The sequence below is a fragment of the Tessaracoccus bendigoensis DSM 12906 genome, assembly GCF_900141915.1.
Lineage (GTDB): Bacteria > Actinomycetota > Actinomycetes > Propionibacteriales > Propionibacteriaceae > Arachnia > Arachnia bendigoensis.
The window spans coordinates 45140-68248 of the sequence record NZ_FQZG01000003.1; the positions used below are offsets into that span (position 1 = coordinate 45140).

Annotated in this window: 21 protein-coding genes; 4 read left to right on the forward strand and 17 right to left on the reverse strand. The window is 66.9% G+C overall.

What is annotated here, in order from left to right; all coding sequences use genetic code 11:
• Positions 1 to 31: 31 nt before the first annotated feature.
• Positions 32 to 823 carry a hypothetical protein gene (locus BUC15_RS00205; RefSeq protein ID WP_073185246.1) on the reverse strand — a complete coding sequence of 264 codons (792 nt, stop codon included), beginning with the start codon at positions 821 to 823 and terminating at the stop codon, positions 32 to 34.
• Between the two features lie 332 nt (positions 824 to 1155).
• On the opposite strand from BUC15_RS00205, the gene BUC15_RS00210 reads away from it, so the two are divergent.
• Positions 1156 to 2412: an SIR2 family protein gene (locus tag BUC15_RS00210; RefSeq protein WP_073185249.1), complete on the forward strand. Its 1257-nt coding sequence runs from the start codon at positions 1156 to 1158 to the stop codon at positions 2410 to 2412.
• A gap of 281 nt (positions 2413 to 2693) precedes the next feature.
• Complete coding sequence (locus tag BUC15_RS00215) at positions 2694 to 4559, forward strand: ATP-binding protein (protein ID WP_175558210.1); 1866 nt, start codon at positions 2694 to 2696, stop codon at positions 4557 to 4559.
• A gap of 90 nt (positions 4560 to 4649) precedes the next feature.
• On the opposite strand, the gene BUC15_RS00220 is transcribed toward BUC15_RS00215, so the two are convergent.
• The 12 genes from BUC15_RS00220 to BUC15_RS00275 are packed head-to-tail and all read right to left on the reverse strand — an operon-like array spanning position 4650 to position 15668.
• A complete protein-coding gene (locus BUC15_RS00220) occupies positions 4650 to 7928 on the reverse strand; it encodes a LysM peptidoglycan-binding domain-containing protein (RefSeq protein ID WP_073185253.1) in 3279 nt (1092 codons plus the stop codon).
• Positions 7925 to 8344: a TadE/TadG family type IV pilus assembly protein gene (locus BUC15_RS00225; protein ID WP_084189223.1), complete on the reverse strand. Its 420-nt coding sequence runs from the start codon at positions 8342 to 8344 to the stop codon at positions 7925 to 7927. The genes BUC15_RS00220 and BUC15_RS00225 overlap by 4 nt, the downstream gene beginning before the upstream one ends.
• Positions 8344 to 8820, reverse strand: a complete 477-nt coding sequence (locus BUC15_RS00230) for a TadE/TadG family type IV pilus assembly protein (RefSeq protein WP_073185258.1) — start codon at positions 8818 to 8820, stop codon at positions 8344 to 8346. Before BUC15_RS00230 ends, BUC15_RS00225 begins: the two co-directional genes overlap by 1 nt.
• A complete protein-coding gene (locus BUC15_RS00235) occupies positions 8817 to 9185 on the reverse strand; it encodes a TadE family protein (protein ID WP_073185260.1) in 369 nt (122 codons plus the stop codon). The genes BUC15_RS00230 and BUC15_RS00235 overlap by 4 nt, the downstream gene beginning before the upstream one ends.
• A gap of 40 nt (positions 9186 to 9225) precedes the next feature.
• A complete protein-coding gene (locus BUC15_RS00240) occupies positions 9226 to 9435 on the reverse strand; it encodes a hypothetical protein (RefSeq protein ID WP_073185262.1) in 210 nt (69 codons plus the stop codon).
• 39 nt (positions 9436 to 9474) lie between these two features.
• The gene (locus BUC15_RS00245; protein ID WP_073185264.1) at positions 9475 to 10371 is read right to left on the reverse strand and encodes a type II secretion system F family protein; all 897 of its coding nucleotides are present in this window, start codon (positions 10369 to 10371) and stop codon (positions 9475 to 9477) included.
• Positions 10368 to 11198: a type II secretion system F family protein gene (locus tag BUC15_RS00250; RefSeq protein WP_245787837.1), complete on the reverse strand. Its 831-nt coding sequence runs from the start codon at positions 11196 to 11198 to the stop codon at positions 10368 to 10370. The genes BUC15_RS00245 and BUC15_RS00250 overlap by 4 nt, the downstream gene beginning before the upstream one ends.
• Positions 11199 to 11219: 21 nt before the next feature.
• Entirely contained in the window at positions 11220 to 12773 is a 1554-nt protein-coding gene (locus BUC15_RS00255; protein WP_139280032.1) for a TadA family conjugal transfer-associated ATPase, read from the reverse strand.
• Positions 12770 to 13540: a hypothetical protein gene (locus BUC15_RS00260; RefSeq protein WP_073185267.1), complete on the reverse strand. Its 771-nt coding sequence runs from the start codon at positions 13538 to 13540 to the stop codon at positions 12770 to 12772. The genes BUC15_RS00255 and BUC15_RS00260 overlap by 4 nt, the downstream gene beginning before the upstream one ends.
• A 4-nt stretch (positions 13541 to 13544) precedes the next feature.
• Complete coding sequence (locus BUC15_RS00265) at positions 13545 to 14213, reverse strand: flagella basal body P-ring formation protein FlgA (protein ID WP_217652060.1); 669 nt, start codon at positions 14211 to 14213, stop codon at positions 13545 to 13547.
• Between the two features lie 4 nt (positions 14214 to 14217).
• The gene (locus BUC15_RS18900) at positions 14218 to 15126 is read right to left on the reverse strand and encodes a hypothetical protein (RefSeq protein ID WP_084189225.1); all 909 of its coding nucleotides are present in this window, start codon (positions 15124 to 15126) and stop codon (positions 14218 to 14220) included.
• Entirely contained in the window at positions 15120 to 15668 is a 549-nt protein-coding gene (locus BUC15_RS00275) for a hypothetical protein (RefSeq protein ID WP_073185269.1), read from the reverse strand. Before BUC15_RS00275 ends, BUC15_RS18900 begins: the two co-directional genes overlap by 7 nt.
• 357 nt (positions 15669 to 16025) lie before the next feature.
• Here BUC15_RS00275 and BUC15_RS00280 point away from each other — a divergent pair, with 357 nt between their 5' ends.
• A complete protein-coding gene (locus BUC15_RS00280; protein WP_073185271.1) occupies positions 16026 to 16373 on the forward strand; it encodes a MarR family transcriptional regulator in 348 nt (115 codons plus the stop codon).
• A 390-nt stretch (positions 16374 to 16763) separates the two neighbouring features.
• Entirely contained in the window at positions 16764 to 16991 is a 228-nt protein-coding gene (locus tag BUC15_RS00285) for a helix-turn-helix domain-containing protein (protein WP_073185273.1), read from the forward strand.
• A gap of 420 nt (positions 16992 to 17411) precedes the next feature.
• Here the strand turns inward: BUC15_RS00285 and BUC15_RS00290 are convergent, their stop codons facing one another.
• The 4 genes from BUC15_RS00290 to BUC15_RS00305 all read right to left on the reverse strand — a co-directional run bounded on the left by BUC15_RS00290 (position 17412) and on the right by BUC15_RS00305 (position 22610).
• Positions 17412 to 18296: an ATP-binding domain-containing protein gene (locus BUC15_RS00290; protein ID WP_073185275.1), complete on the reverse strand. Its 885-nt coding sequence runs from the start codon at positions 18294 to 18296 to the stop codon at positions 17412 to 17414.
• Positions 18211 to 18933, reverse strand: a complete 723-nt coding sequence (locus tag BUC15_RS00295) for a UvrD-helicase domain-containing protein (RefSeq protein ID WP_073185277.1) — start codon at positions 18931 to 18933, stop codon at positions 18211 to 18213. The genes BUC15_RS00290 and BUC15_RS00295 overlap by 86 nt, the downstream gene beginning before the upstream one ends.
• Entirely contained in the window at positions 18926 to 20755 is a 1830-nt protein-coding gene (locus BUC15_RS00300; protein WP_073185279.1) for an ATP-dependent nuclease, read from the reverse strand. The genes BUC15_RS00295 and BUC15_RS00300 overlap by 8 nt, the downstream gene beginning before the upstream one ends.
• A 493-nt stretch (positions 20756 to 21248) precedes the next feature.
• Positions 21249 to 22610: a site-specific integrase gene (locus BUC15_RS00305; protein ID WP_073185282.1), complete on the reverse strand. Its 1362-nt coding sequence runs from the start codon at positions 22608 to 22610 to the stop codon at positions 21249 to 21251.
• Positions 22611 to 23109 lie beyond the last annotated feature (499 nt).

Here is a 23109-nt window from a genome sequence, read left to right on the forward strand (position 1 = left end):
CTAACGGGACCTGCCCACCCCTGGTGGACAGTCAGCAGGTGGTCCTGAGGTACTCACCAGCGACGCCGCTGAGCGCCGCCAAGCAGCGAGCGGTGCGACGCCGCACGGTGCGGGCACACACGCCCCACTCCTGGGCCACGACGGCGCTGAGCTGGCGGCTCGACAAGCCGGCCACTCCGCCCTCGCGGGCACTGCCATCAGCCTGGAGGGTCTTCGCGGCCTCGATCAGACTGACAAGCAACTCGCGGTCCTCGTCGGTGATGACGTCCTCGGCGCACGCCCAGGCGAGCAACTCGGCCAACTCGGCTGCCGGGTCTGGGTCCTCGACGAGCCGATCGTCGGCCGGGTCGACGGGCCCCAACGAGACGGTCGAAAGGCGGCGCGGCTGGTGATGCGTGGAGGCGCCGCAGTCCAGCAGCACGCCCTCACGCAGCTGGCCGGCGACCTTCGCAGCCACCCAGTGCGGGCGCCGCCACGGCAAGCCGCGGACCTCAACCCACAGCTGGGCGGCCAGCACCTCGTCGACCCGATCGTCGTTCAAGCCCAACCGACGCCGCACGCGCAAGGCGGTCGGCAGCAGGAACCACGCGAGCACCAATGCTGCATCCCGGTCGTCCGCCCCATCGAACGCCGCCAACCGAGCCAACCCCAGAAGGACGTCGTTGGCCAGCGCGGGTTCAGCCGCTCGCCGCCAGGCGTCGAGCCGATTGGGGTCGGCGACGACGCCGAGCCGGGGTTCGATGGCGACCCAAGTCGCCCAGTGTTCCGCGAGCACGGACTCCAACCGTTCGTCCTGCAAGCCCAACATCTCGGTGATGTTCATTGCCGTGGTCCTTCCGCGTGGTTATGCGGGAAGATCACCAATCGGACGTTGTTCCTTTCGTAGTCCACAGGGCTCCGCGGCATCGAAACGCGGCTCAGGACTCAGCTAGCGCTGACCAAACCGCCTAGCCGGCGGACCGTTACCCCGCGTAGCCCTCGCCCGGCGGCACGTCCCCGCGTGAGGCGCTCGAATCATTCAGGGCAGCGGTATGCCTCGTCGTGTGCACTGACTCGCTGACTCGCTGACTCAGGAAGTGGGCCGCGGCTCAGTTAGGTTAGCTGGCGGCAGAGCCGACTTCGCTCGTGTCTGGCGGCTGCCATATCGTGAGGCCCATGGCAACACCCTCCAAGGCCTCAACGGGCAGCCCACCACTCGACGAAGACCAGATCATTCTGGGTCCGATCAACGAGGCGGGGGACGACGAGCCGCGAAGCGAGCAAGTCCAAGCATTCCTCTCTGCAGTGATTCAGAGTGAGCACCTCAACCTGCTCGTGGGCGCAGGATTGACGTCCGCCTTGGCCCACGCTGCTGGCGCGAAGACTGGCACCGCCGGAATGACCGGGATGATCACAACCTCCGACCGTGCACTCAATGAAGCGTTGGAAGACGCGGCGAAGGAATCCGCCTCAAGGGCACTGAGAGGCGGCGGGAATATCGAGGACCGGCTGCGAGTTGCTCTCGCTACTCTCCCTGGGCTGCGACTCATTGGCGACTGTCGGGCCGATGAGCTCGACGAGGCGATCGGGACGGCCCTTCGTGCCCTTGCTGGACAGATCGCCGAATCGGAACACGCGATCCTGCACGGGGCAACTTCGGAGAACGCGCGAAGCCTGCTGAGCGGGTTCTTGCGTTCCTTCGCCTCTCGCGTGCCGACCCGCGACCGTCTTCATGTGTTCACGACCAATTACGACCGCGTCTTGGAGTGGGGTGCCGAACAGAGTGGCCTCAGGGTTGTGGATCGGTTCGTGGGGACACTCCGTCCCGTGTTCCGTTCGTCCCGACTGGAGATTGACTACCACTACTCGCCCCCGGGGAGCGTCAGGGAACCCCACCATCTCGATGGAGTCATCCGCCTGACCAAGCTGCACGGCTCTCTCGACTGGGTGTCGGACGCCATTGATATCGTGCGGGTCCCAACTCCGTTCGGTTCGGCGCCCAGGGACCCGGGTGACGTCCTGATTTACCCCGTCGCCTCCAAGGATCGCGAAACCTCCGAATACCCCTATTCGGACCTATTCCGCGATCTGTCGGCCGCGCTCTGCCGCCCAAATTCTGCCCTTCTCACCTACGGCTACGGGTTCGGCGACGACCACATCAACCGAGTTATCCGCGACATGCTGACTATCTCGAGCGCGCACTTGGTAATCATCGCCTACGGCGATCCCACCGGACGGATCGCGCGATTTCACGCCGAGCACAGCCACACCGGACAAGTCAGTCTGCTCCACGGCCCCAAGTACGCTGATCTGCAAGCGCTGGTGGAGCGATGGCTCCCGTGGCCGGCCTCTGAGCCGTTGGCACGGGCACAAATTGAGATCCTTCGGGCCACGACCGCTGCCAGCCCATCTGCGTCAGCGGGGACAGCGTGATCCCCCCATGGGAATCCGACTCGCGCGCTGTGGGTCACGTCATTGAGGTGGGCCCGTCACACGTAACCGTTCAGATCGACCGGGAGGCGCCCCATGGCACCGCCTTCAATCAAGCAAGGGTCAACCACTTCCCCCGCCTCAACGGCTTCGTGATCCTCCCAGCAGAAGCAGGTTCGATCTTGGCGATGGTGACCTGGATCGGGGTTACGGACGATCTCGTGTCCCTCCGCAGTCGCCCCGATCATGTCGGTTTGCCGACGCCGAAACGCATACTCCGGGCCATGCCGCTTGGGGTAATCCGGACGGCAAGAGGGCAGGACGGGCAAGTAGTTCGCCGCCTTGACCGCGGCCTGCTCGGATTCCCGACGGTGGGGGACCCTGTCCGCCTTCCCGAGGCGTCCGAGGCAGAGGTCGTGGTCCCTCGAGTCTCGGAGCCCGACGCCCTCCTTCTCGGTACGGCCCCACTCGCCGGCGACGCCTCCGTCATGGTCAGCGGCAAGAGGCTCTTCGGTCGGCACGTCGCCGTACTCGGGAACACCGGCAGCGGTAAGTCCTGCACCGTCGCCCAGCTCATCCGCGGAGCCGCGGCCGCAACTGACTCGCATGTGGGGACTCTCCGCGCGATCGTTCTGGACCTGAACGGCGAGTACCAGCACGCGTTTGATGGGCTCGATCCATCCATCGCAATCAAGAGGTTCTCCGTCGTCAGCAGCCCCGAGGCCACAGGGGTCACGCAACTGAGGGTGCCCTTCTGGCTCTGGAACTATCGGGAATGGGCCGCCTTCTGTGGCGCCAGCGGGAAGAGCCAAGCGCCGGTCCTCCGACAGGCCCTCCACCTGCTCCGGAGCAGCGACACGCAGTCATTCCCCCGAGGGACCGTGCGCATTGTTGCTGGCCGACGGAGTGTCCGGGCACACAAGGTGAGTGAAGACAAGGAATCACGTAAGCAGGTCTTTGAGGTGCTCGCGGCGGTCAAGGATGCCTGCGAGAGCCTCGCTGTGGAGTCACCTGGGCAACTCTCCGCTGTTCCGGCCCTACAGGCTTTACTAGATCGCACCCTGAAGACCAGGCTGAATCCTCCCGGCGGAGATTACCGATTCAAGTTCGACGTGATCCCTCTGGCGATGTCCGAGGAGGCGGCTCTCATCGATGCTATGGATGCAGCTCTCGCTGAACTACGAGTCCCAATGGGTGAGGGTGACACGTCGAGCGTCGACACGCCGATCACCTTCGACGCGAGGAACCTCGTTGACCTTACCGGTGTCATTGCCGCTGGAATGCAGGGCGACGCTCAGTCTTGGATTGCGCCCATGCAGGACCGTCTGGCGGTGGCGATGAACGACGCCAGGTTGACAAGCGTCTGCGGGTTCCACAAGGACGAGAATCTCGCAACTTGGCTCACTTCGATGCTCGGTGAATCGGGCAAGAGCCAGATCACGGTACTCGACTTGAGTCTTGTTCCCGCAACCGCACAGCACGTGTTGGCGTCAGTCGTTGGACGCGTTGTGCTCGAAGCGCACGAACGGTATCGGCGCGCCGCCGGCACGGATGCGGCGCCCGTCATCTTGGTTGTCGAAGAGGCCCATAGCCTCATGAGGCGCAGAGGCGAGTTTGGGGTTGATGAGGCTGGCGTCGATATGGCGGAATTGTGTCGGGAGACATTCGAGCGAGTGGCGCGCGAAGGCCGTAAGTTCGGCGTGTCGCTCGTCATCTCCTCGCAGCGCCCCAGTGAACTGTCAGAAACAGTTCTCTCGCAGTGCAACAGCTTCCTAGTGCACCGGATCGTCAATGGCAGAGACCAGGAAGCCGTTCGCCGGATGGTTCCTGACAGCGTCGGAGCTCTGTTGAGCGAACTCCCCTCATTGCCTTCCCAGGCCGCTCTTCTGATCGGCGCCGCCGCGGAGGTTCCTGTCCTGCTCCGGGTCGGCGATCTCGCACTGGAATACAGGCCGAACTCCGCCGACCCTGCATACGAGACGGCGTGGACATTAGGAATGCCGTGGGATGTCGACACCCTCGTCAGCGCTTGGCTGGCCACCCCTATCCCTGTCGAGGAACATGATGGCGATGAGCCCAAATCAGACTGGGACCTAGACGGGTACGAGCCGCCAGACTACGAACTCGATCCCGACGATCCTCCCTTCTAGGCCGCTCGAAGCAGTCGAAGATCGGAGAGTCCGCGCGGAGGGCTTCGTGGACGCCTGATGAGCTGCCGCGGGCGAGTCGCCGCCGCAACATCACGCCACTCGTTCCTTTCGCCGCCACGGAGGGTTGGACACCAGATCGGCCGTGCGGGCAGGTAGATCCTCGGGCGCGTCAGCGCCCTCGGCGCGGTTGCTTACGTCGTCGCGCAGGATGCATTCGGCCGCCTGCTGGTCGCCCTCTGCAGCCACGACGGCTGCGAGGTCGAGTCGTGGGGTGTCCTCGTACGGGGCAGCGAGAAGCGCGGTCTCGGTGGCGGCGCGGGCCGCCTGCAGGTCCCCGGCGTGCAGGGCCGCGATGGTGACAGTGTGGGCTACGTCGACCACGGCGCACACCATGTGCTGATCGATGCGGACACCGTCGGCCAGCCAAGCCCAGCCGCGCCCACGCTGTCCGGTGAAGGGCTCCCCAGTGACCAGACCCAGCGCAGTCTGCAGATCTGTGAGGCCATCGGCACCGCGCGCCTGGCCGCGCGCGCGGAGCCGGCGGAAGAGGTCAATGTCCGCTAGAACGCCGACCAACTGGTAGACACCCATGCCGCGGGCGATCCCCGCCGGGGACTTGGTAGCCTCAGGGAGATACTGCCCACCCGTCGCGGGGTCGACGCCGAGCCAGCCCCGCACCTTCGAGAGGTGGACTCGCATCTGGGTGGCGTCAGTCCCGAATGCATCGACCACCTGGTCGATGGTGACGCCTTGGGGGTGCAGCACGAGGAAGGCCAGCAACTCGGTGTAGAAAGCCTTGCGCTTCGCCACCACCGTGGGCGTGCCGGTCGTTCCGGTCCGTGCCTGGATGGTGCCAAGGAGCCGCAGGTGCGGGCGGGCCCCGGTAGCCCAGGCCGACAGTTCGGCGTCCAGATCCGGGTCGGCGGCCTCGACAGCAGTCCGGACCTTGTCAGGCACGTGCGGGGCGAGCTGCTGCAGGTCGTCCGCGGTGGTCGCGGCAACGTCAAGGACCTCGGCGTCCGGGGCTGGGACCACCGTCGCCCCCGGCTCGGAGTCGTGGTCAGTGTCGCGGGGCAGCACGAGTTCGTCACGGATCGCTCCGGCGGCGTCCACGTACTCACGCCAACCGTCGTCGCCGTCGCTCGGCATCTCGACATCGCCGAGCAGGTCGGCGTGAGCCAAGAGCAGCGCGCAGCCCTTGGCCTCGGCGGGGGTGAGTCCGTTGGCGATCTGGTCGAGGCCGAGCGACGGGATGAGCACCCGCCCCTGCCCGGTCAGCCGAACGCCCAAGCCACGGATGGGCTCGGTGTCGGCGACCATGACGACGGCCGTGCCGTTCCGCGCCGGATGATCCTCGACGAGGGCGAGCAGCCGGTCGAGCGGGCTGCTCGACAGCGCCCCATTGACCAGGACGAGCCAGCTCTCCCACACGTCTCCGCCCAGGTCGTCGACGCGGCCGGCGGCTGCGGTCACGTCATGGTCGGCGCACTTGTCGACGGTCGCGCGGGCCGCAGCGATGGGCGCGTCCAGCGCGGTGGGGTCTTCAAGACGGTGGTGGCGGATACGGGTCGGGTCGAGCGGCACTGCCTCCCGTGCGATCCCGATGCAGTCGAGCTGGACCTGGCGCGCCCACGGGTTGACGGCGATCTCGGCCGCCAGGTAGCGAGCGAAGTCGGCGGCGTAGGTCGGGTCACCGGTCAAGCTGATCGTGCCGAGCTGTTCGAGGTTGACGAGCCACGTCGCGCCATCGTCGTCCAGTCCGACGGAAACCACTTGCGGATAGGCGCATCGGGCGGTCGGTGCCTGCTCCTGAGGACCAGTGGCCAGCAGCCATCGACGACCGTCGGCCGGGTCCGGGCGCCACGGATGGGCCAGCGTGACGGGCTCAACCAACTGAACGGCCACCTCGCCCGGCAGGAGCTGGACCGCCAGGAGCTGCGGTGGGGCGACGCGGTCCTCGCCGGAGACGGCAAGCAGCTTGAGCGCCTGGTCGATCGTCAGCAGGTTGGGCGTCGCGGCCTGCCCCTCCGTCATCACGGTCTTCTCCACCGGAACCAGTTCCGGTGGCGGTGCCTGGATCGTCCGCCCCGGCCGACGGGCACGGAACTGAGCCCTCCGGCGCTGACGCAGGGCGGCCAGCAGCCCAGCAGCGAGGACCCCGCCCGCACCAGTGAGCCCGACCAGCAACCACGGGGCCGGCGCCTCGGCGCCCCGATCGGACCCCTCGCCCACAGGCCTCGCGTCGCTACTCATGTCCGAGACCGCGGTCGCCGAGGCACCTGGGGAGGGCACCGCCGGTGCGCTGGACGGAGCGGCGGGAACAGGGACGGCCCCGCCGGTTGCAGGCGGCCTCTCGGCCACCGGGGTCTTGGTGGCAGTCGCGGGCGGGACGGAGGCGTCGCGCACTGGATGCGAGGCCGGAGGTGCCGGCTCAGCTCGTTCCGGTTCCGGGAAGGTTGGCAGCTCGGGTGTTGCTTCCGCAGCGGACGGGATGAGCAGGTGCCACCCGGGGAGGATGAGGTCTGGGTCCGTTAGGCGACGGCCGTCCGGCTGCGCAATCCCCCGAGAGGCCTCGAAGATCCGTGGCCACGCCTCGGCGTCGTCGAGGTGCTGCTGTGCGATCTCGCTCAGCGTGTCGCCCTTGACCACGGTGTATCGGGAATACGCGCGGTCGCTCGCTACGGAGGCCTGTCCAGCGTGTACCTGCGCCGCTGCGGGCAGAGTCAGCACCCAGCCCGGCCTTAGGAACTGCGCCTTTCCCCGTAGGAGATCGTTGTTGAGCTTGAGGATCTCGTGGTAGCGACTCCCGGACCCCAGGTGGTGCTCAGCGATCGACCACAAGGTCTCACCTCGTTTGACCGTGTGAGTGAGGCGTGGGGTGGCCGTCTCGACGAGCGCGGTGGCTCTGGACGGCGTTCCCGCGGACGCTGACGGCCCCGGGATCACGGTGGACGTTGCTGTGGCCACAGGGCTCGGGCTGTCCGGGGTCGCGGATGCAGTCTCGATCCCCGTGGCGGGCACCGCGATGAACAGGAGTAGCGCTGCTGTCACGAGCCGGCGGGCCGGCGCCTGCGACCACCGTAGCCCGGGCAACTTGGGTGCCTCCAGGCCCCGGATGGCTGCGATTGTCTCCGTGAGGATCGTGAGGGCAAGCAGTCCCCACACAACCCAGGCCGCGCCCTTCAAGATCAGCACCGTCAGGTGACCGTCATCCGGACTGGTGAGCGCCGCCCACCACCCGTCCAGGCCGGACGGAGTCGGCCCCCACCCGAGGGCCAGCAACACCGCAGGAAGCCCCACGAGGAGGGCAACGAGCGCGACGAAGGCAGCAAGTCCGACCAGACGAGGGTGACGAGGCGGTGGGTTCATCGGGGAGCTCCGTTCACGACGCGCGACAGCAGGATGGTGGCGTCGCCGCTGACCGTCTTCGGCCCGATGCCTGCGGTTCCGAGGAACTTCGGCTGGTAGACGATGGTGACGTGCACCGACAAGGTGGTCGGTCCGGTGATGCTCACGCTGCCCTCGACGCCGGCGGCATGCAGGTAGGCCGCTGCGGCCGTTCGGGCGGCGTAGGTGTCGATCTGGGGGGATTGGCCGCGCATGATCTGGCTGGCCTGCACCTGGTTCGCGGCCGTTCGCCCGGCCTGCTGGGCGAGGTCGTGGGCGCGCTGCTGGGCGTTGACCTGCCCTGTCAGGTCGACGGTGATTCCGATAACCATGGTGATCACGAGCGCGATCAACACCCCCCACACCGTGACCGAACCGCGCTCATCGTGATGGCGCATCATCGCCCCCTGAACACATCAAGCGGACTCGTGACCGTCGCGCTCACGAGCCTGTCCGGCAGGCCGGGCAGTGCCAGCTCTGACAACTCCACCGTGCAGCTCACCGTGGCCGCGACGCTCGCCGGGGTGCCCACCGGTTTGGCGAACCCCGAGGTGTCGAGGGTGACCGTCATCGAGGCGCAGGTCAGCCCCTGGTTGGCCAGCGTGGCTCGTGCCGCCGCCACCGCCGACGTCTGGGCGGCGCCAGCCGTGCGGGCGATGGACGCGGCGCGTGCGGCGTCCGCGGCCGCTTGCTGGACGCTCCCGTGAGCGATCGCCACCCGCCCGCCGGCCACGGCGAACAGCAGCAGGAGCATGAGCGCCGGCACCAACAAGACCAGTTCGATCGCCGCGGAACCCCGCTCATCGGCGACGCAGCGCCGAGCCTGGAAGCTCGCGCTCCGGCATCGTCGGGATTCGTGAGCTCGCGGCTTCATCGCGTGTACCTCTCGACCGGGAGGGTGGCCGACTGCGACACGGTGACGTCCATGAACGGCACGAGCCGGACGCTGTGGCCGGTCACCGTCACGGTGGTGCTGGTCGCCGTCCTGTCGCCGGTCACGGTCACGCCGGTGAGCGTCGTCCCTCCCACGTCGGCTGCGAAGGACCTCGCGCTCGACAAGCCCGCCTCCAGGGAGGAGTTGAGCATCGCGGAGGTGCGGGCGCCCGACTGGGCGGATGCCAGGGCGATCGACCGGGCGTGGAACCACGTGCCGGCCTGGACGGCCAGGAACAGCACGGTGAGCACGATGGGAAGCGCGATCACCATCTCGACCGATGACGACCCGCGCTCACCTCGCATTCGCCACCTGCTGGCCCTGGACCGCCACATGGTCGTTTCCCTACCGGATCTCGCCGGCCTTGCCGACGACGTAGGCCTGGATGATCGCGGCGACGATCCCCACGATGGCGATGGCGAAGATCGCCCAGAGGACGTTCTGGATGGTCTCGGACATGCCGTCCTCGGCGAGCATTCGTTCGCGCTGCTTGGCCAGCCACGACTCGAGGTCGCGGCGCATGAGCTGGCTCTCCACGTACAGGTTGAGCATCATGGTGGGGTTTCCTCTCCTGAAGGGGTTCTTCCTTTGGGGTCAGGTGTTGCTCATCAGGGTCATCAGGGATGGCCCCAGCAGGATGGCGATGAAGACGATCGCCAGCATGGTCGCAGGGATGGTGAGCCGCTCGGAGGCGGCGTTGGCACGGGCCTGCTCGTCGGTCAGGAGCGCCACTCGCAGCGCTCGGTTGTGTTCCCGGAGGGTTTGGTAGACGGGCATCGTCTGCTGTTCGGCCAAGGCCATGATGTTGGCCAGATCGTCGAGCTCGGGCAGGGCCAGCTCGTCGCCCATCGCGCGAAGGACGTCCCACGGTGGGCGGCCGTCGACGCTGGACTGGGTGAAGCCCTCCGCCAGCCGGTCGAAGACCCACTGACCGCGGCCCACGCGCGCCGCGTTCTCCAGCGCCTGCCGCGGCCCCGAACCGGCACGACGCTCCAGCGCCACGAGGTCGATGAAGCCGGTCAGCACGTGGTTGAACTCGAGGCGCGCCGCCTTCGCCTTGCCGTGGATGTCCAGGTTGGGCAGCACGAACAGCCCGACCGCGCAGACCAAGGACGCAGCGAGCGGGACCGCGATCGGGAACTGCAGACCGAACCAACTGAACAACGTCGATAGCAGCGGGGGTGCCACCAGTCCGATCGCCGCCAGGATGAGCTTCTCGCCGTAGAAGTTGGCCTCCGTCCGGCGCAGCAGCGTCAGTTCCTTGACCGGCGTCATCCACACCCACCTCGGCAGCCAGCGCGCGACCCAGGCGCCCACCCGATCCTGGGTGTCCACGCCGCCCGTGACGAAAGTGGGGGCCGACGGCACTCCGGTCAGCCGGTCCAGTGCAGGCCCGAGCGCCGGCACGGTCGGCGTGAGCCACCACACCGCGCACAGAACGCTCGTGGCGAGCAGCAGGCCAGTGAGGGCCGCAAGCTGGAGGCCAGTCATGAGGGCCCTCCGGACGCCAGCAGTCTGGGCAGCGGCTTGACCCGCGCCATGCGTCGCATGACCACGAGGCCGACGACGTAGAGCGCGAGAAGCACCGACAGCACGATCTGTCCCAGCGGGGAGCGGTACGGCTCCAGGTACTGGCCGGTGGCGGCCATCCCGACCAGGCAGACCACGGTGATGATGGTGACGATCCGCGCGGTCTGGCGCGGCTTGCTGCGGTCGGCCTCCAGATGACGCCGGGCAGCGACCTCCGCGGACACCGACTCGGCGAGGCCGGACAGGATCTGAGCGAGACCATCGGCCCGCTTCTGCGCCGCGAGGATCAAGGTGGCCGCCACCAGGTCACCGGTCGAGTCGTTGAACTGGTCGGCGAACGCGCGGAGCGCCTCGGCTGTGTTCCACCGTGATCTGATGCGGCTCACCAGGGTGGTCACCTCCGGACGGATGACGTCGGGTGTCGTGCGCAGCGTGGCGACCAAGGCGCCCTCAAGACCGACTCCCACGGTGATCACGCCGGCCAGGTTGCGCGTCCACTCGGCCAGGCCTTCGAGGCGTTCGATCGTGTGGGACTCATCCGAGACTCCCAGGAGCACCGGCAGGCCGATCGCCGCCAACGGGAAGAGCACGATCGCGATCACCCAGCCCGACAGTAGAGCCACCAGCACGCCGACTACCGCCGCCAGCAGACCGGAGATCAGGACGCGGCGCGGGACGCTTGCCAGCCGAGCCTGGAGCCGGGGCGTCTTCGGAGCGCCCGTCGCGACCGGCACTTGCCGAAGCCCTGCGACCAGCCCCATCACACCACCGACGCCGAGGACGCTCACCAAGCGCGGGGACGAGCGGGTTCATGCAACACCTCCGTGCCGCTGCGCCTCCAGGAGGAACTCGTTCGCAGTGAACCCGTGGCCGGTCAACATCCGAAGGTGGTCGGGCAGCACGAAGGCGACAGCCGGGCCGTCGGCGTCACTGCGGAAGACGGTCGTCGCGGCGTAGCCAGCGGACTCCTCGCCCGGCGTGATTGCCAGCACCTCGTCGACCACACGCCGCTTGCGGACCGAGCCGTCGCGACCGCGCACGTACATGGACCGCAGCTGCACCACGAGGCCGAGGCAACGGGCCAGCTTCATCACTGCCGAGTCGCGGGTGAACTCGCCCGACTGCATCGCGCAGCTGACCAGTTTCTCCATCGTGTCGGACGCCGACGCGGCGTGCGTCGTCGACAGCGAGCCGGAGCCCGACTCCATGGCCATGATCATCTGAGCGACCTCGCGTCCGCGGACCTCGCCCACGATCTGCCGGTCCAGCGCGTACCGGAAGGAGGCGTGCATGCCGTCCTGCAGCGTGAACTCGTTCACCGGACGCCCATCGGGACCTCGCTCGCCCGAACCGGGACGCGCCTCCCACGAGAACACGACGGGGTGCTCGTCGACCAACTGCTCAAGACCCAGCTCCCGTTCGGTCTCGAACGTCCCCAGCACCTCCTCCGGGCCGATCTCGGCACACAAGGCTCGCAGCAGGGTCGTCTTCCCGTCGCCTTGCTGGCCGGAGACCACGATCGACAACCGGGCCTTCACCGCGGCCGCGAGGAAGGAGGCCAGCAAGGGGCTCACCGTGTCCAGGCCCACGAGGTCGTCGAGGGTGATGCGCACCAGGCGGTGCCTTCGGATCACCACGCTCGGCCGATGGGTGACGAACGCGGACGCCGCCAGGCGAGCGCCATCCAGGTTGAGGTGGAGGTCCGGGTTAGCGTCCGAGAATACGCGAGGCGGATCGGCCCTTGAGGCCAGGTCCTGCAGGAGCTGGATCAGTTCCTCGTCTGACGCCGCCACTGGCGGGCCCGGCACCTTCTCGCCGCCCACGAGGTCCAGGAACACCCGATCGTGTCCGACAACGATGATGTTCTCGACGTCCGCCCGATCCACCAAGGGCTGCAATCGGCCGAGCCCGAACATCAGGTCGAAGACGGCCTGCGCCAAGGCGTCCTGCGCTTTGGCGGAGCTGACGGAGCCGTGGACGGCGAAGCGCGCCTCCGTCGCCTCTTGGACTACTTCCATGATCACGGCCCGCCCGAGCTCTTGGCGGGAGGTCTCGTCAACGAACGGGGACTGCGCCGCACGCTCAGAGAAGCGCTTGGACGCCAGCGCGCGCAGTTCCGACGCCTCGTCCCAATCCACCTCGGGCGAGTGTTCCGTGGGCGGTCCCATCGGTCCCACCTTCGCCTCGCGGCCGACCACATGAAGGGAGGACGGCGTGGGCGTCGTGGCGACTGCCGTCGACAGGGTGAATCCAGAGCGGACGCGGCCCGGGCGCGCCGCATCAACCGCGTCACCGAAGGCGGTGAACAGCGGCACGCTGGCCAGGTCGGGCCCTTCCCAGGTTGGCTGCGGCTGCTTCGTCATCGTTCCGCCCCCGCCCTGGCGCGGGGCGGCGCGTCCTCCGTGCGCGGAGCCAGAGCCCGAAGCGACTCACCCAACGCCACCACCGACCGCGGTAGCGGCGAACGATCGAACCGACGCTGAGGCTCCCCGTGGGACCACCACCGCGCGGCGTCCGGGTCCCACGCGACCTCGCCGAGCACCTGTACGCCCAGCGTCTTGGTGACCTCAGACGTGCTGTACCGACGTGCCGGGCCGGCGATGACCAACCGCACGTCGCCCAACGAGCCTTCCTGAAGCGCCGGCATCCATGACCGCACGCGGGCCAGCTCGGGCAACCCGGTCCCGGTCACCACCACCGTGACGTCGGACTCCGAGATCAGCGGCTCCGGGCTGCCGACCATGCCCAGCCGGCCGGCGTCCACGACGACGTCCACGCCCGTGTCGACCTCGAGTCCACGCAAGGCGTCCAGAAGCGAATCCCACACGCCCAGGAGGGACGCCGCCTGCTGGTGCGCCCGTAGCCCGGGCAACAGGCTCGCGTTCGAGTCGGCCAAGGGGAACAACCGCGAGGGCAACTCGTCGGCCAGCTGGCGGTGTCGGTGGGCCAACACGAGTTCGGAGAGTCCGGGGCGGGCGACGCCTGTGCAGTACCCGGCCAGGATCGCCGAGCCGCCCGACGGGTCGGCTTCCACCAGCACTACCGGGCGTGGCCACGTCAGTGCGAGCCCGACCGACAGGGTGGTCACCCCTAGCGAGCCCGAGACGGACGCAACGGTGAAGACGGGCATCGGGTCACCGCTCCCGGGAATCGAGGACCACGGCCACCCTGCCTGTCGCGGCCCGGGCTGCCAGATCGGGGGCGGCGTCAGCGCTCACCAGCAGGTCGACCAGGGCGAACTGGCCGTCCTGCGAGCGCGTGACCGCCACGACCTTGGCCGCGATTGTCACTGGGGATACGTCGCCGACCTGACCCTGCGCGCCGGGGGTCTGCACCACCCGCACGTCGTCGCCGGTCTTCAAGGGGATGGCGGGCAACATCCCGTCCACTAGGGAGAGGCCCACCACGGTCTGGCCCTTGGCCGGGACCGTCTCGGGGGCGATGGCGTCGGGCGTGAGCAGACCGCCGGCTGAGATGTCGAGCGCCGCACGCTGGCCCACGACCGTCGACACCTCGCCGGCGGGGATCGAGGCGACGGCCGGATCGAGCGACACCCGCGCGACCATCAGATCGCTGGCTGCGATGACCGCGCCACGAGGGACGGCCGCCTTCGCCACAACGACTTCGACCGACGAGGTCGCCGCCGTCCACAACCACACGCCACCCAGTGCCGAGAGCAGCAGGGCGGCCACGGAAGCGATGATCAGCACCGGACGCCGCCGGGTCTTCACGGGACCCAACGCCGCGGTCGCCTGGGGGGTGGGGGTGGCCGCCGTCGTCGGCGCCAAGGTCGATGTCCTCACGTCCCTATCCCTTCACCACGGTCTGGAGTTCGCCGATCGTCACCACGACCGAGCTCGTGTACGTCTGGTTGATGACACCGGACTCGCCGATCCCGGACCAGTTGATGGTCCAGTAGCTCGTCGCGGTGACGGTGTACGTGCCCTGCTTCGTGTAGCGATAGCCGCAGTCGGGCGACGATGAGACTCCGAACGAGTCGGCGTAAGTGGTGCCTGTGGAAGTGCACGCGACAGTCCCGCCGTCGCCCATGCTCCACACCACCTCCGTGACCTTGCCCGTCGCGGTGACGGAATATCCGCCGGCGGACGCGGTCTTCGTGTTTGGCCCCCAGGTGCTCTGGTCCGGGGACGCCACCCACAGCCAGATCGGCAAGCCCACCAAGCCCACCGAACCAGGTGAAGGGTCGGGCGCCATCCCGATCTCGACCGCACGGAGACGCATCTGGGTTACCGCCTGGAGGGCCAGCACTCTGGGGTCAGGGATGACGCCGGGGGCGCTGTCGGCCCAGAAGAGGTAGGAGCCCGGACCCGACCAGATACCGGAACTCGAACACCGGTAGATCGACCCCGTTGTATTGCCGCTCCACACCGCGTCCGTCAGAGGGGGCGGGGGCGATTCCGCCTTGATGTAGCAGGCGCGAGCGTTGCTCCATGTCCCTAACTCCGCGTCGGAACACGCCACCTCACGGGGAGGCATCTCCTGCGTCACGCAAGCGACGGGGTCGCTGCTGCCGGAGTGGGTGTTCTTCAGCGGAGCAGCGGGACCCGACCCGCCGTAGCCGGGGACACCGACCCCGCACGCGACTCCCCAACTCGCCCCTTCACAGCCGCCCTCCGCGTAGGCGGGCGAAGCAGTGAGCGGCGTGATCGTGAGCACGACACAGAGGGCGAGCGCCGCGATCAGCTTGGTCAACATGATCCGAGGACCTCGTCCTTGGTGATCTGCAGGTTGGCGCCGACCAGCTGCACCGTGCTCTCGTGCGAGAGCCTCGGCTGAGGCGCCGGAGTGACCGGCTGTCCGGCCTTGTCCGTGAGGATGGCGTCGCTGCGATCGACGCACGAGGTGACAACCCACCCGTCATCCTTCGCCACGGCACTCTGGGAGGGGATTCTCGTCGCGCCTACCTGCACCTGCCCCCGTTCACGGACCGTGGTCAGCATGACCTGCAGGCTGCTCAACGCCTCGCCCGAGGCCAGGGTGTCGAGCTCGTTGATGCTCTTGCTCGAGTCGACCAAGAGACCGTCGAGGGTCTGCCACAGCAGCACGACGCGCGTCTTCGCGTCCTCGAGCTTCTGGTCCTCGGGGCTGAGGGTCGGTGTCACCGTGGGCGAGGGTGACGATGACTGCGACGGGCCCGTCGGGGTCGGGCTGTTGGTGGGCGCGGCAGTGCAGCCACCGATCAGCGCAGCGGCCATGACGGCTCCCACTGCTTTGGCGGCCAGTCCTTGGTGGGTCATCCCATCCTCCTTCGCCTAAGGGCCATAACGGGGCGAAGAGGCGCCTCGTGGACATGCGCTGTCTGTTGTTGTCTCCCAGACTGCGGCAGCACCAAAGCTCCCGGGTGCGTCTGGCGCTCGTGGCGCCGGTTCCGCGTAGTCGCGGGTACGGCCATTGTCAGAAGCGGCCATCTCTGGCTCCAAGCTCTCCAGGGGGTGGACCTTGTTCGGGAAGGGTAAGCATGGAAATCCGTGATCTTGGGGATATCGAGCTTCGCACGTCTGCGTGTCACGCTAGCACATCTACACCGCTTAGCGGTATAGATTGCCCATCGTGTCTCGTCTCCCCTTGCCCCGGACCACTGAGACAATGGCCGGGTGCCTACCTACTCGGACGCCCCGGTCCCCGTCGAGTTGGACGCGTTGGTCGGCATGGGCATGAACCGCGTCAAACTCGCCATCGTGGTCTCGCTGACCCAGCACGGCGGCACCCTCAGTACCCCGGACCTGGTGGCTGCGCTGGAGGGACAGGTCGCCGGCACCACGATCGTCCGCAATCTCCATGAACTCGAGGACCACGGCTACGTCAATGGCGACCCTGCCCACGAGGAGCGCCGACGGCGCCTCACGCGCTGGACGCTCAACCACGCGAAGCTCCACGCTGACCTACGGGCGCTCATCCACGCCACCACACCATCCGTCGAGACCCCGACCACGTCGGACTGAGCCGGCGGCGTGCACTCGGGTTATTGAACGCGAACCCACGTCACGTGCGCGACTTGGGTTACGGACGACGCGACCTCCTTTGGCGCAGCCGCCTAACTCCCAGCCCACAAGCAGTGACGTGCACGTGAGGCCTATTTGGCGCCGCGGCGAATGCTGGAGCACGGTCACCGGTCCGCCCGTTCGGAACGAGAGCGACCCCTTCTTGGCCTTGATCTCGTGGCGGCTTCGTGGACCGCGCAACTCTGCTCCCACAAGGGATAACTGTTCGCCCATCACCAAGGAAGCAACTTGGGAGTCACAGGGAGACCGGTCCGAGGGCTGCGGCGTGGACTACGTCGAACTGGTCCTGTGTTCTTGAGGTCCCGCCAGGGCCCGGGAAAGGACAGCGCCATGACCATTCGGACCTACGAGTCTTTGCCCACGGCCGCCGCCCGGATCGGGGTCAGCGTGAAGACCATCCGCCGCCGGATCGCCGACGGCGTTCTTCCGGTGGTCCGGTCCGGCCGCAGCCTCCACCTGGATCCGAAGGACGTCGACGCTCTACTCCGTCGCTACCCGCAGCGCACGGCGTCCGAGTTCAACTCAGCGGCACTTCGTCCCGCCCGACGCGCGTCCTAGGCGGGTTCCTCGACCCCTCGAAGGGCCCCTCAACCGCAAGCAAGAAGCCCCCGGTTTCCCGGCAACTGAAGCGGCAACTTACTTCCGATGATGTCGATAGGAACGGCGAGCAACCGGTGCCTCGACACCACCAGCGCCGCGAGTGTCAGGAGCATCTGCCTGACGGTGTCGTGACTCACCCCACCAGGCCCCGTTCATCGATATCCCTATCACTGACGTGCGCGGCGCCGCTGGCATCGACATCCGGGCCGATGGTCATGACCTCGCTCTCAAGCCAGTTACGCGCGTCCGGTGATCCTGGCCAGTAGTACGCCGTGTTTGAACCTCAGCGGCGTCATTCCGTCCAAGCCAACGCCGCTCGCGACTCCGGGTGGCACCGTTGTGCGTGGGCGGCCTTGCCAGTGTCGAGCCTTTCTCGAATCACCGGCCAGCCTTTGGTACCTTCGGCCCTCGTGGTGACTGAACGAGGTTTAGAGTCGTGCCGTTGGCGAGGATGTGGATGGTCTTTCGGGCACGGGTGAGCGCGACGTAAAGGTCATTCACCTCCGAGTGATTTGCAGCGTCGGCGATGATGACATGGTCGTACTCAAGGCCCTTAACCAAAAGGGTTCGGGAAATCACCAGGCGGCGTTCACGGCGGCCAGCATGCCGTAGTGAGTCGCGTGCCTTCGCCAGTTCGGCATGGAGGACGCTCTTGTCGTCACCCTTTGCGCCTGCTCCGCGTATGGCGGTTTTGACGTCGAGCCAGGCCTCGTGCGAGTGCAGCTTGATGCCTACTGCACTCGGAATTACGTCCATCGCAGTCGCTAACTGCCCCAAGGTCGGGTTGGTCACCACTTGGTCGAGAGCTTCGATGACGACCCTCACGGGCTCCCGCCTCGTTGAGGTCTTTAGCAAATAGCCGCCAGGCGCTCCGCGTTCATAACACTTGCCGAGTGGGGAGGGATCGAGAATGCCGCTCTTCGCGTGGCACTTCTTGGTGAACTCAAACAGCCACGAAGCGTAGCCTTCGGGTTCGACGTCGACAAGCTCCGTCAGCGCAGCGCTCATGTAACTGCCAGCAATTTCCTCCATGACGGTGTAGCGACCGTCCAATTTCGACGCGATGGCCCGTCCGCCGCTTAGGTGCCGAGCGCTGATGATCAGGACGGTCTCGCCTACGGGATGCTTGAGTGCAGACATCGCGGCGTTTGTGACGCCTTGGTAGTTGCCCGTGATGTCAGTGAACGTGACGCCGGCCGGGTAGGAGGGGTCGGCAAGGGTCAGTACCGCCCCTTCGGTCAGGTGCTTGCGAACTCCGAGCAACCACGCACCGAGTGCCTCGTTGTGTCCGGCCCAGCGATGTGGCTTCGGGGTTATGCCAAGAAAGGGGGGGGAAATCTTCTAGCACCTGGCCCCAGTCCGGCAGCGGCTCAGAGAACCCGAAAATCGCCTGAAGAGGGTCACCGAGGATCCCAACCCTACCGACCGCGTCTTTTAGCTTGAGGACAAGCGCGTGGTGCTCGGTGTTGCAGTCTTGGTACTCATCAACGAGGACGTGGGAGTAGGAGGCAGCTATAACCGCGTGGAGGTGGCTATTCGATAGCACCCGAGCCGCGGCTCTCACGTATGCCTGCGAGTCGTCGGGGACCATCAGGCGCGGAACGATGAGCTCACCAAGGACCGGGTACGCGCGAGCCAGCCTAAATGCCATGCTCGTGATGGTGGTCACATGGACGCCCGAACTGGCGCCGAACCGTTTCAGTCGGGCCCTGACGGCGTGTACCCCGGCGTTGGTGTGCGTTATGACCAAGACCTTGCCACCGACATCGGTGACGTGCTTTGCAGCGGCCGCCAGCAGGTGGGTCTTGCCTGCGCCGGCAGGCATCTCGATCGAGGCGGGCAGCGCGTCGATGAAGGCGGCAGCGTCCGATCTCAGATCGTCGGGGAGTTCTTCAGGCACCAGGCAGCTCCGCGCCCTCTGTCCGCGCGCCCCCAGTTGGCCCGGATTGAACTCCGGGCGCGTTTGTTGGGGTCTTCTCCGAGCGGGCGTAGATGGCTGCCTTCAACTCGTCGAGCTTGGCCCTGACGTCACCCGTCTGCAGCCCCGGAGTGTCGAGCATGAACCGCGCCAGTCGACGACCCTTGTCGACGCGCTTGAACCAGGACTTGGACTTGGCGGCACGGCCCACGATCTCCCTGGCTCGCTTGAGGTCGACTCCTGCGTGGGTCCAAGTGGCGACATTCAGGAGTTCAGCGCCGGTCTTTGCGCCGGGGGCACCGAGGGACTCGAGTTTCCCTGCGTAAGACTGGGCGGCGCCGTCCAGGTCGTCAGCGACGTCGAGCGCGGCCTGGATGAACTGAGTGAGCCCCGCTTCGTCGAGTTGGGCGCACACCGCTGTCTCGATGCTGTGCTCGCCTTCCCACTGAACGACCGCTCCACCCAAGGTCTTGATGTCGGGCACCATTTGGTTGGTCGCAGCGTCGTCACTATCGATGAACAGCACGACTTGGTAGCCGGCGTGGAGGAACTGCTCTGCCCACGCTAACGACCCGGTTCCGCCGTTGCCTTCGATTGCGACCACACCCAGCGCGGCTGATGGCGCTGGCTCCGGATGGCCCCCAAGGTTCCACTCGTCAAGGAGTTCCAGAACCACTCCATATTCAGTCTTGCCCTCGTTGATGATGATCCGGCGCGCGAGGAAGGCTTCCGGGCTCGTCTTCAGCAGCCTGCGGAGGTCGGCAGGGGCACTCAGCGGGCGCAGGTCGGTCACCCCGGTCGTTGAGCGAACCATGATGAGTTCTTCGGGCTCAAGGTGTTGCAGCGCGGTTGGGGAGTGGGTGGTGACGAAGACTTGGGAGAACGCGTCGCTGTTCCTGAGGTGGCCCAGCAGGTGGACAAGCCGATGCGGTTCGAGCCCGTGCTCCACTTCGTCCACCAGCAACGTCGTGCTCCCTTGGTTCGCGAGCTGTTGAGTTGCGGCGCCAGTCAAGCGCCTTGTACCCAGCCCGAAACTCGTCAACGGCACATCGCCCTCGAACAGGGCGAGGTTCCCCTGTGTGTTGGTCAATGAGAGGTCGAGCCCAGGCTTGAGGTCGGCGAACTCGGTCGTGCCGATTGCCTGTACTTGAATCCTTACCTCTTCTGCCAACGCCTTCAAGGAGTCTGTGACCGCATCGGCGGCCGCGTCCCGCGCCGCTCGCCCGGCCAGCGTCAGGGTGGAACGGGTGTCGTCACGGCTAGCGGTGAGCTTCCCAAGCGCGGAGGTCCGCGACCATCGCAGGTGCGCGTCGATGCGATCGTCGATCCGATACGCCGTCATCCTCGATCGATGCCTGGCGCGGACCGGCTGTGGCTCCTCGTCATCGAGGCCTTCAAGCGGGGGGCGATAGGATTGCCACACCGGATCCAGGTCGGCTTCTACCAAAAACTCTATGATGACGCAGCACTGTGACTCCTCGCCGGGGTCGTGCGTCCATTCGCCCTCGTCGTCAATGCCCGCCAAGAACCCGCCGAAGGCGTCCATCGCAATGAGTTCATCTGGCAGTTGATCGACCGCGACCCGAATCCGGATTGGGCGCGTGACGTCGGCTTGGAAGAAGTCTGTGTCCTGGACGCTTTGGCCGGCACGGTCGTGAAGTGCGCGCTCAAGCGCTGTCAGGATGGTCGTCTTGGTTGAGTCGCCGGGCCCGATGAGTGCGAAGAATCTCTGACCCGGGGGAAGCCGCCAGGACGCAGCCTTGATGCCGCGGAAGCTCTCGATATCGACTCGCCGGATCCGCATCCGTCCTCGTTTCGCTAGTAGACCTCGACCATAGTCCGCACGGGCGCCAACTTGCGGGACCATGAATGCTGACAGAGCGGTAGCGGCTTCGGCATCGGCATCGTGTCAATGGCCATCGGGTTCTGCCCGGCAAGCAACAGTGCTTGACCCATTCGCGAGCGCCTGGGCGCGGTTCTTACTCGCCGGAACCGCCAATGGGCCGTCGGGGCACCCGTCGCCAACCCAACGCAGCACCGCGATTTGCCTCTCGTCCAGCGGTTTGGAACGAAGGCTCATCGGGCCCCGCCTCCACCACGCACGAGCCCGACCGTAGCGGACGAGCGGAACGGGCATTCGGCAGCCCACTGCGCTGATCGTGCGCCGGCTTCGGCGCCTCCACCGAACAGCGGGCTCTGCAGGCCCGGGCAGTCACGCCATCGTCACCCGTCGAGCACGCCCTTTCGATCAACCCAGCCGACCTGGAAGCCGCCTTCACGAGCGAGCGTGGGTCGGATCACGGCTTGCGCGTGCTGGCCTCGATCATCGACGAGACGTTGCCCGCCACCGCGGCGAGGTAGTCCATCTCGGCGCGCTGGTAGCGCAGCGCCATCTTCGGCGAGGTGTGGCCGGCGATCGCTTGGACGGCCCGGAGATTGCCCCCGGACAGCCGGTAGGCCCAGGTGAGGCCCGTCACCCGGGTTCCGTGGAAGACGTAGCCCCCTTGGCCGGTCAGCAGTTCCCGGATGCGCTGCGACTCCTCGCTCTCCTGTTCTCCTGACTGCTCAAAGCGACGAATTGCGTCCTCCTCGAGGCTATTGGCGACGGTCTTGCATGCATTCTTGAACGCCCTTAGCCAGTCCGCGGACTTCACTGGCCCGCCGTCCCTGGTCCGCCAGAAGAGCAACCCCGTCCGACCCAGCTGTGTGTGCTCGCGAAGATGCGACCTCACATCACCAACGAGAGCAGCGGGGATCGGAAGTGTGCGGAAGGCGATGCCCTTGCGGGCGGTCTTGAGCGGTCCGATCTCGACCTTGCCCTCCGCCTCCTTCACCGACTGATGGACCTTCACAGTCGGGACCTCACCGTTGAGACTGAAGTCGCGACGCTGCAGCGCTCGGACCTCGCCAGACCGCAGCCCGAGCACGCCCCCGAGGAGTACGCCCAGCCGCCAACGTTCGGGCATCTGCTCCGCGACGGCGTACAACACGTCGATCGGGAGGGGGTCCAGATCTCGTTCCCGCGAGGCTTGGGCTTGGGTAGCCGCCTTGACCTGGACGGGGTTCACCTCGATGAACTCGGCCTCGACGGCGGCGTTCATGATCGCTCGCAGCAGGTCGTACGCCTGCCGGCATGACGACTCGCGCGTGCTGACCGGGAGACCCTGCCACCACAGGCGCACGTCGGCGCGGGTCAACTCGGTGACGCGCACACCGCCAATGCCGTGCTTCGCAACAGGCTTGCCTTTCACCATCCCTCGCCGCGTGATCGTCGCGGGCTCGGCAAGGATGTAGAACTTGAAGAGTTGGCGATAGCGGTCCCGCGACGTGGCAGCGAGCTCACCGCGCTCGAGGTACTGCGAGCCGTAGGCGGCAATGGTGGGCACCGCCGCCGCTGCCTGCCGGGCGGCCTCCTTGCGCTGGCGCTCCTCCTCGGCCTCGCGGAATCGCTCGATCGGCGGAGTCCAGTCGCCGCGATCGATCAGCCAGTGTTCGCGGTCGAGCCACCCCCAGGCATCGCCCTTCGCATCAAACGTCTGGAGCGCGGTGTAGCGGGTGCCTTGATCGCCGCCGCGAACGCTGCCGAGGACGTAGGACGCCTGGTAACGCCCGGAGGGAAGCTGACGAACCTTGCCCCACGCTCGGCGACCCTCCGCCATATCCCAGTCCCCCTCCCCGCGTCCGCCACCGCCGCATCTCGTATCAGATTGAAGCACGAATCGTGCCCCGAGTGTGCCCCGAGATCCGCTTGCCATGCCTACGCGTGTCCACGCAAGTGACGGGCGACGCTATCTACTAGCGTAGTCAGACGCCACATCGACCTGTTGACAAGGACTTCGATGTTGCGAGTTTGCGAGTTCGAATCTCGTATCCTCCGCCAGCTAGATTCCCGCTCGGATCAGGGCGGGAATCATTGTTTGTGGGCTTGATGGCCTTCTGCAGCACGATTCGTGCCCCGAGTTTTCGTGGCATGTTCTCGCCCGAGCAACCCGGGTGTCCGCGGAGACGGCCGCCCTGAATCCGGGTGACGTTGAGTGGCGCCGGTCCGTCGACACGGCATGCGCGCCGCGCCAGGTCGCGGCGCCGGTGAAGTCGATCAGTGGGCTTCCTATCGCGTGCGCTGCTTGCGCGCTGACGGACCCATCAGTGAGTGAGGTC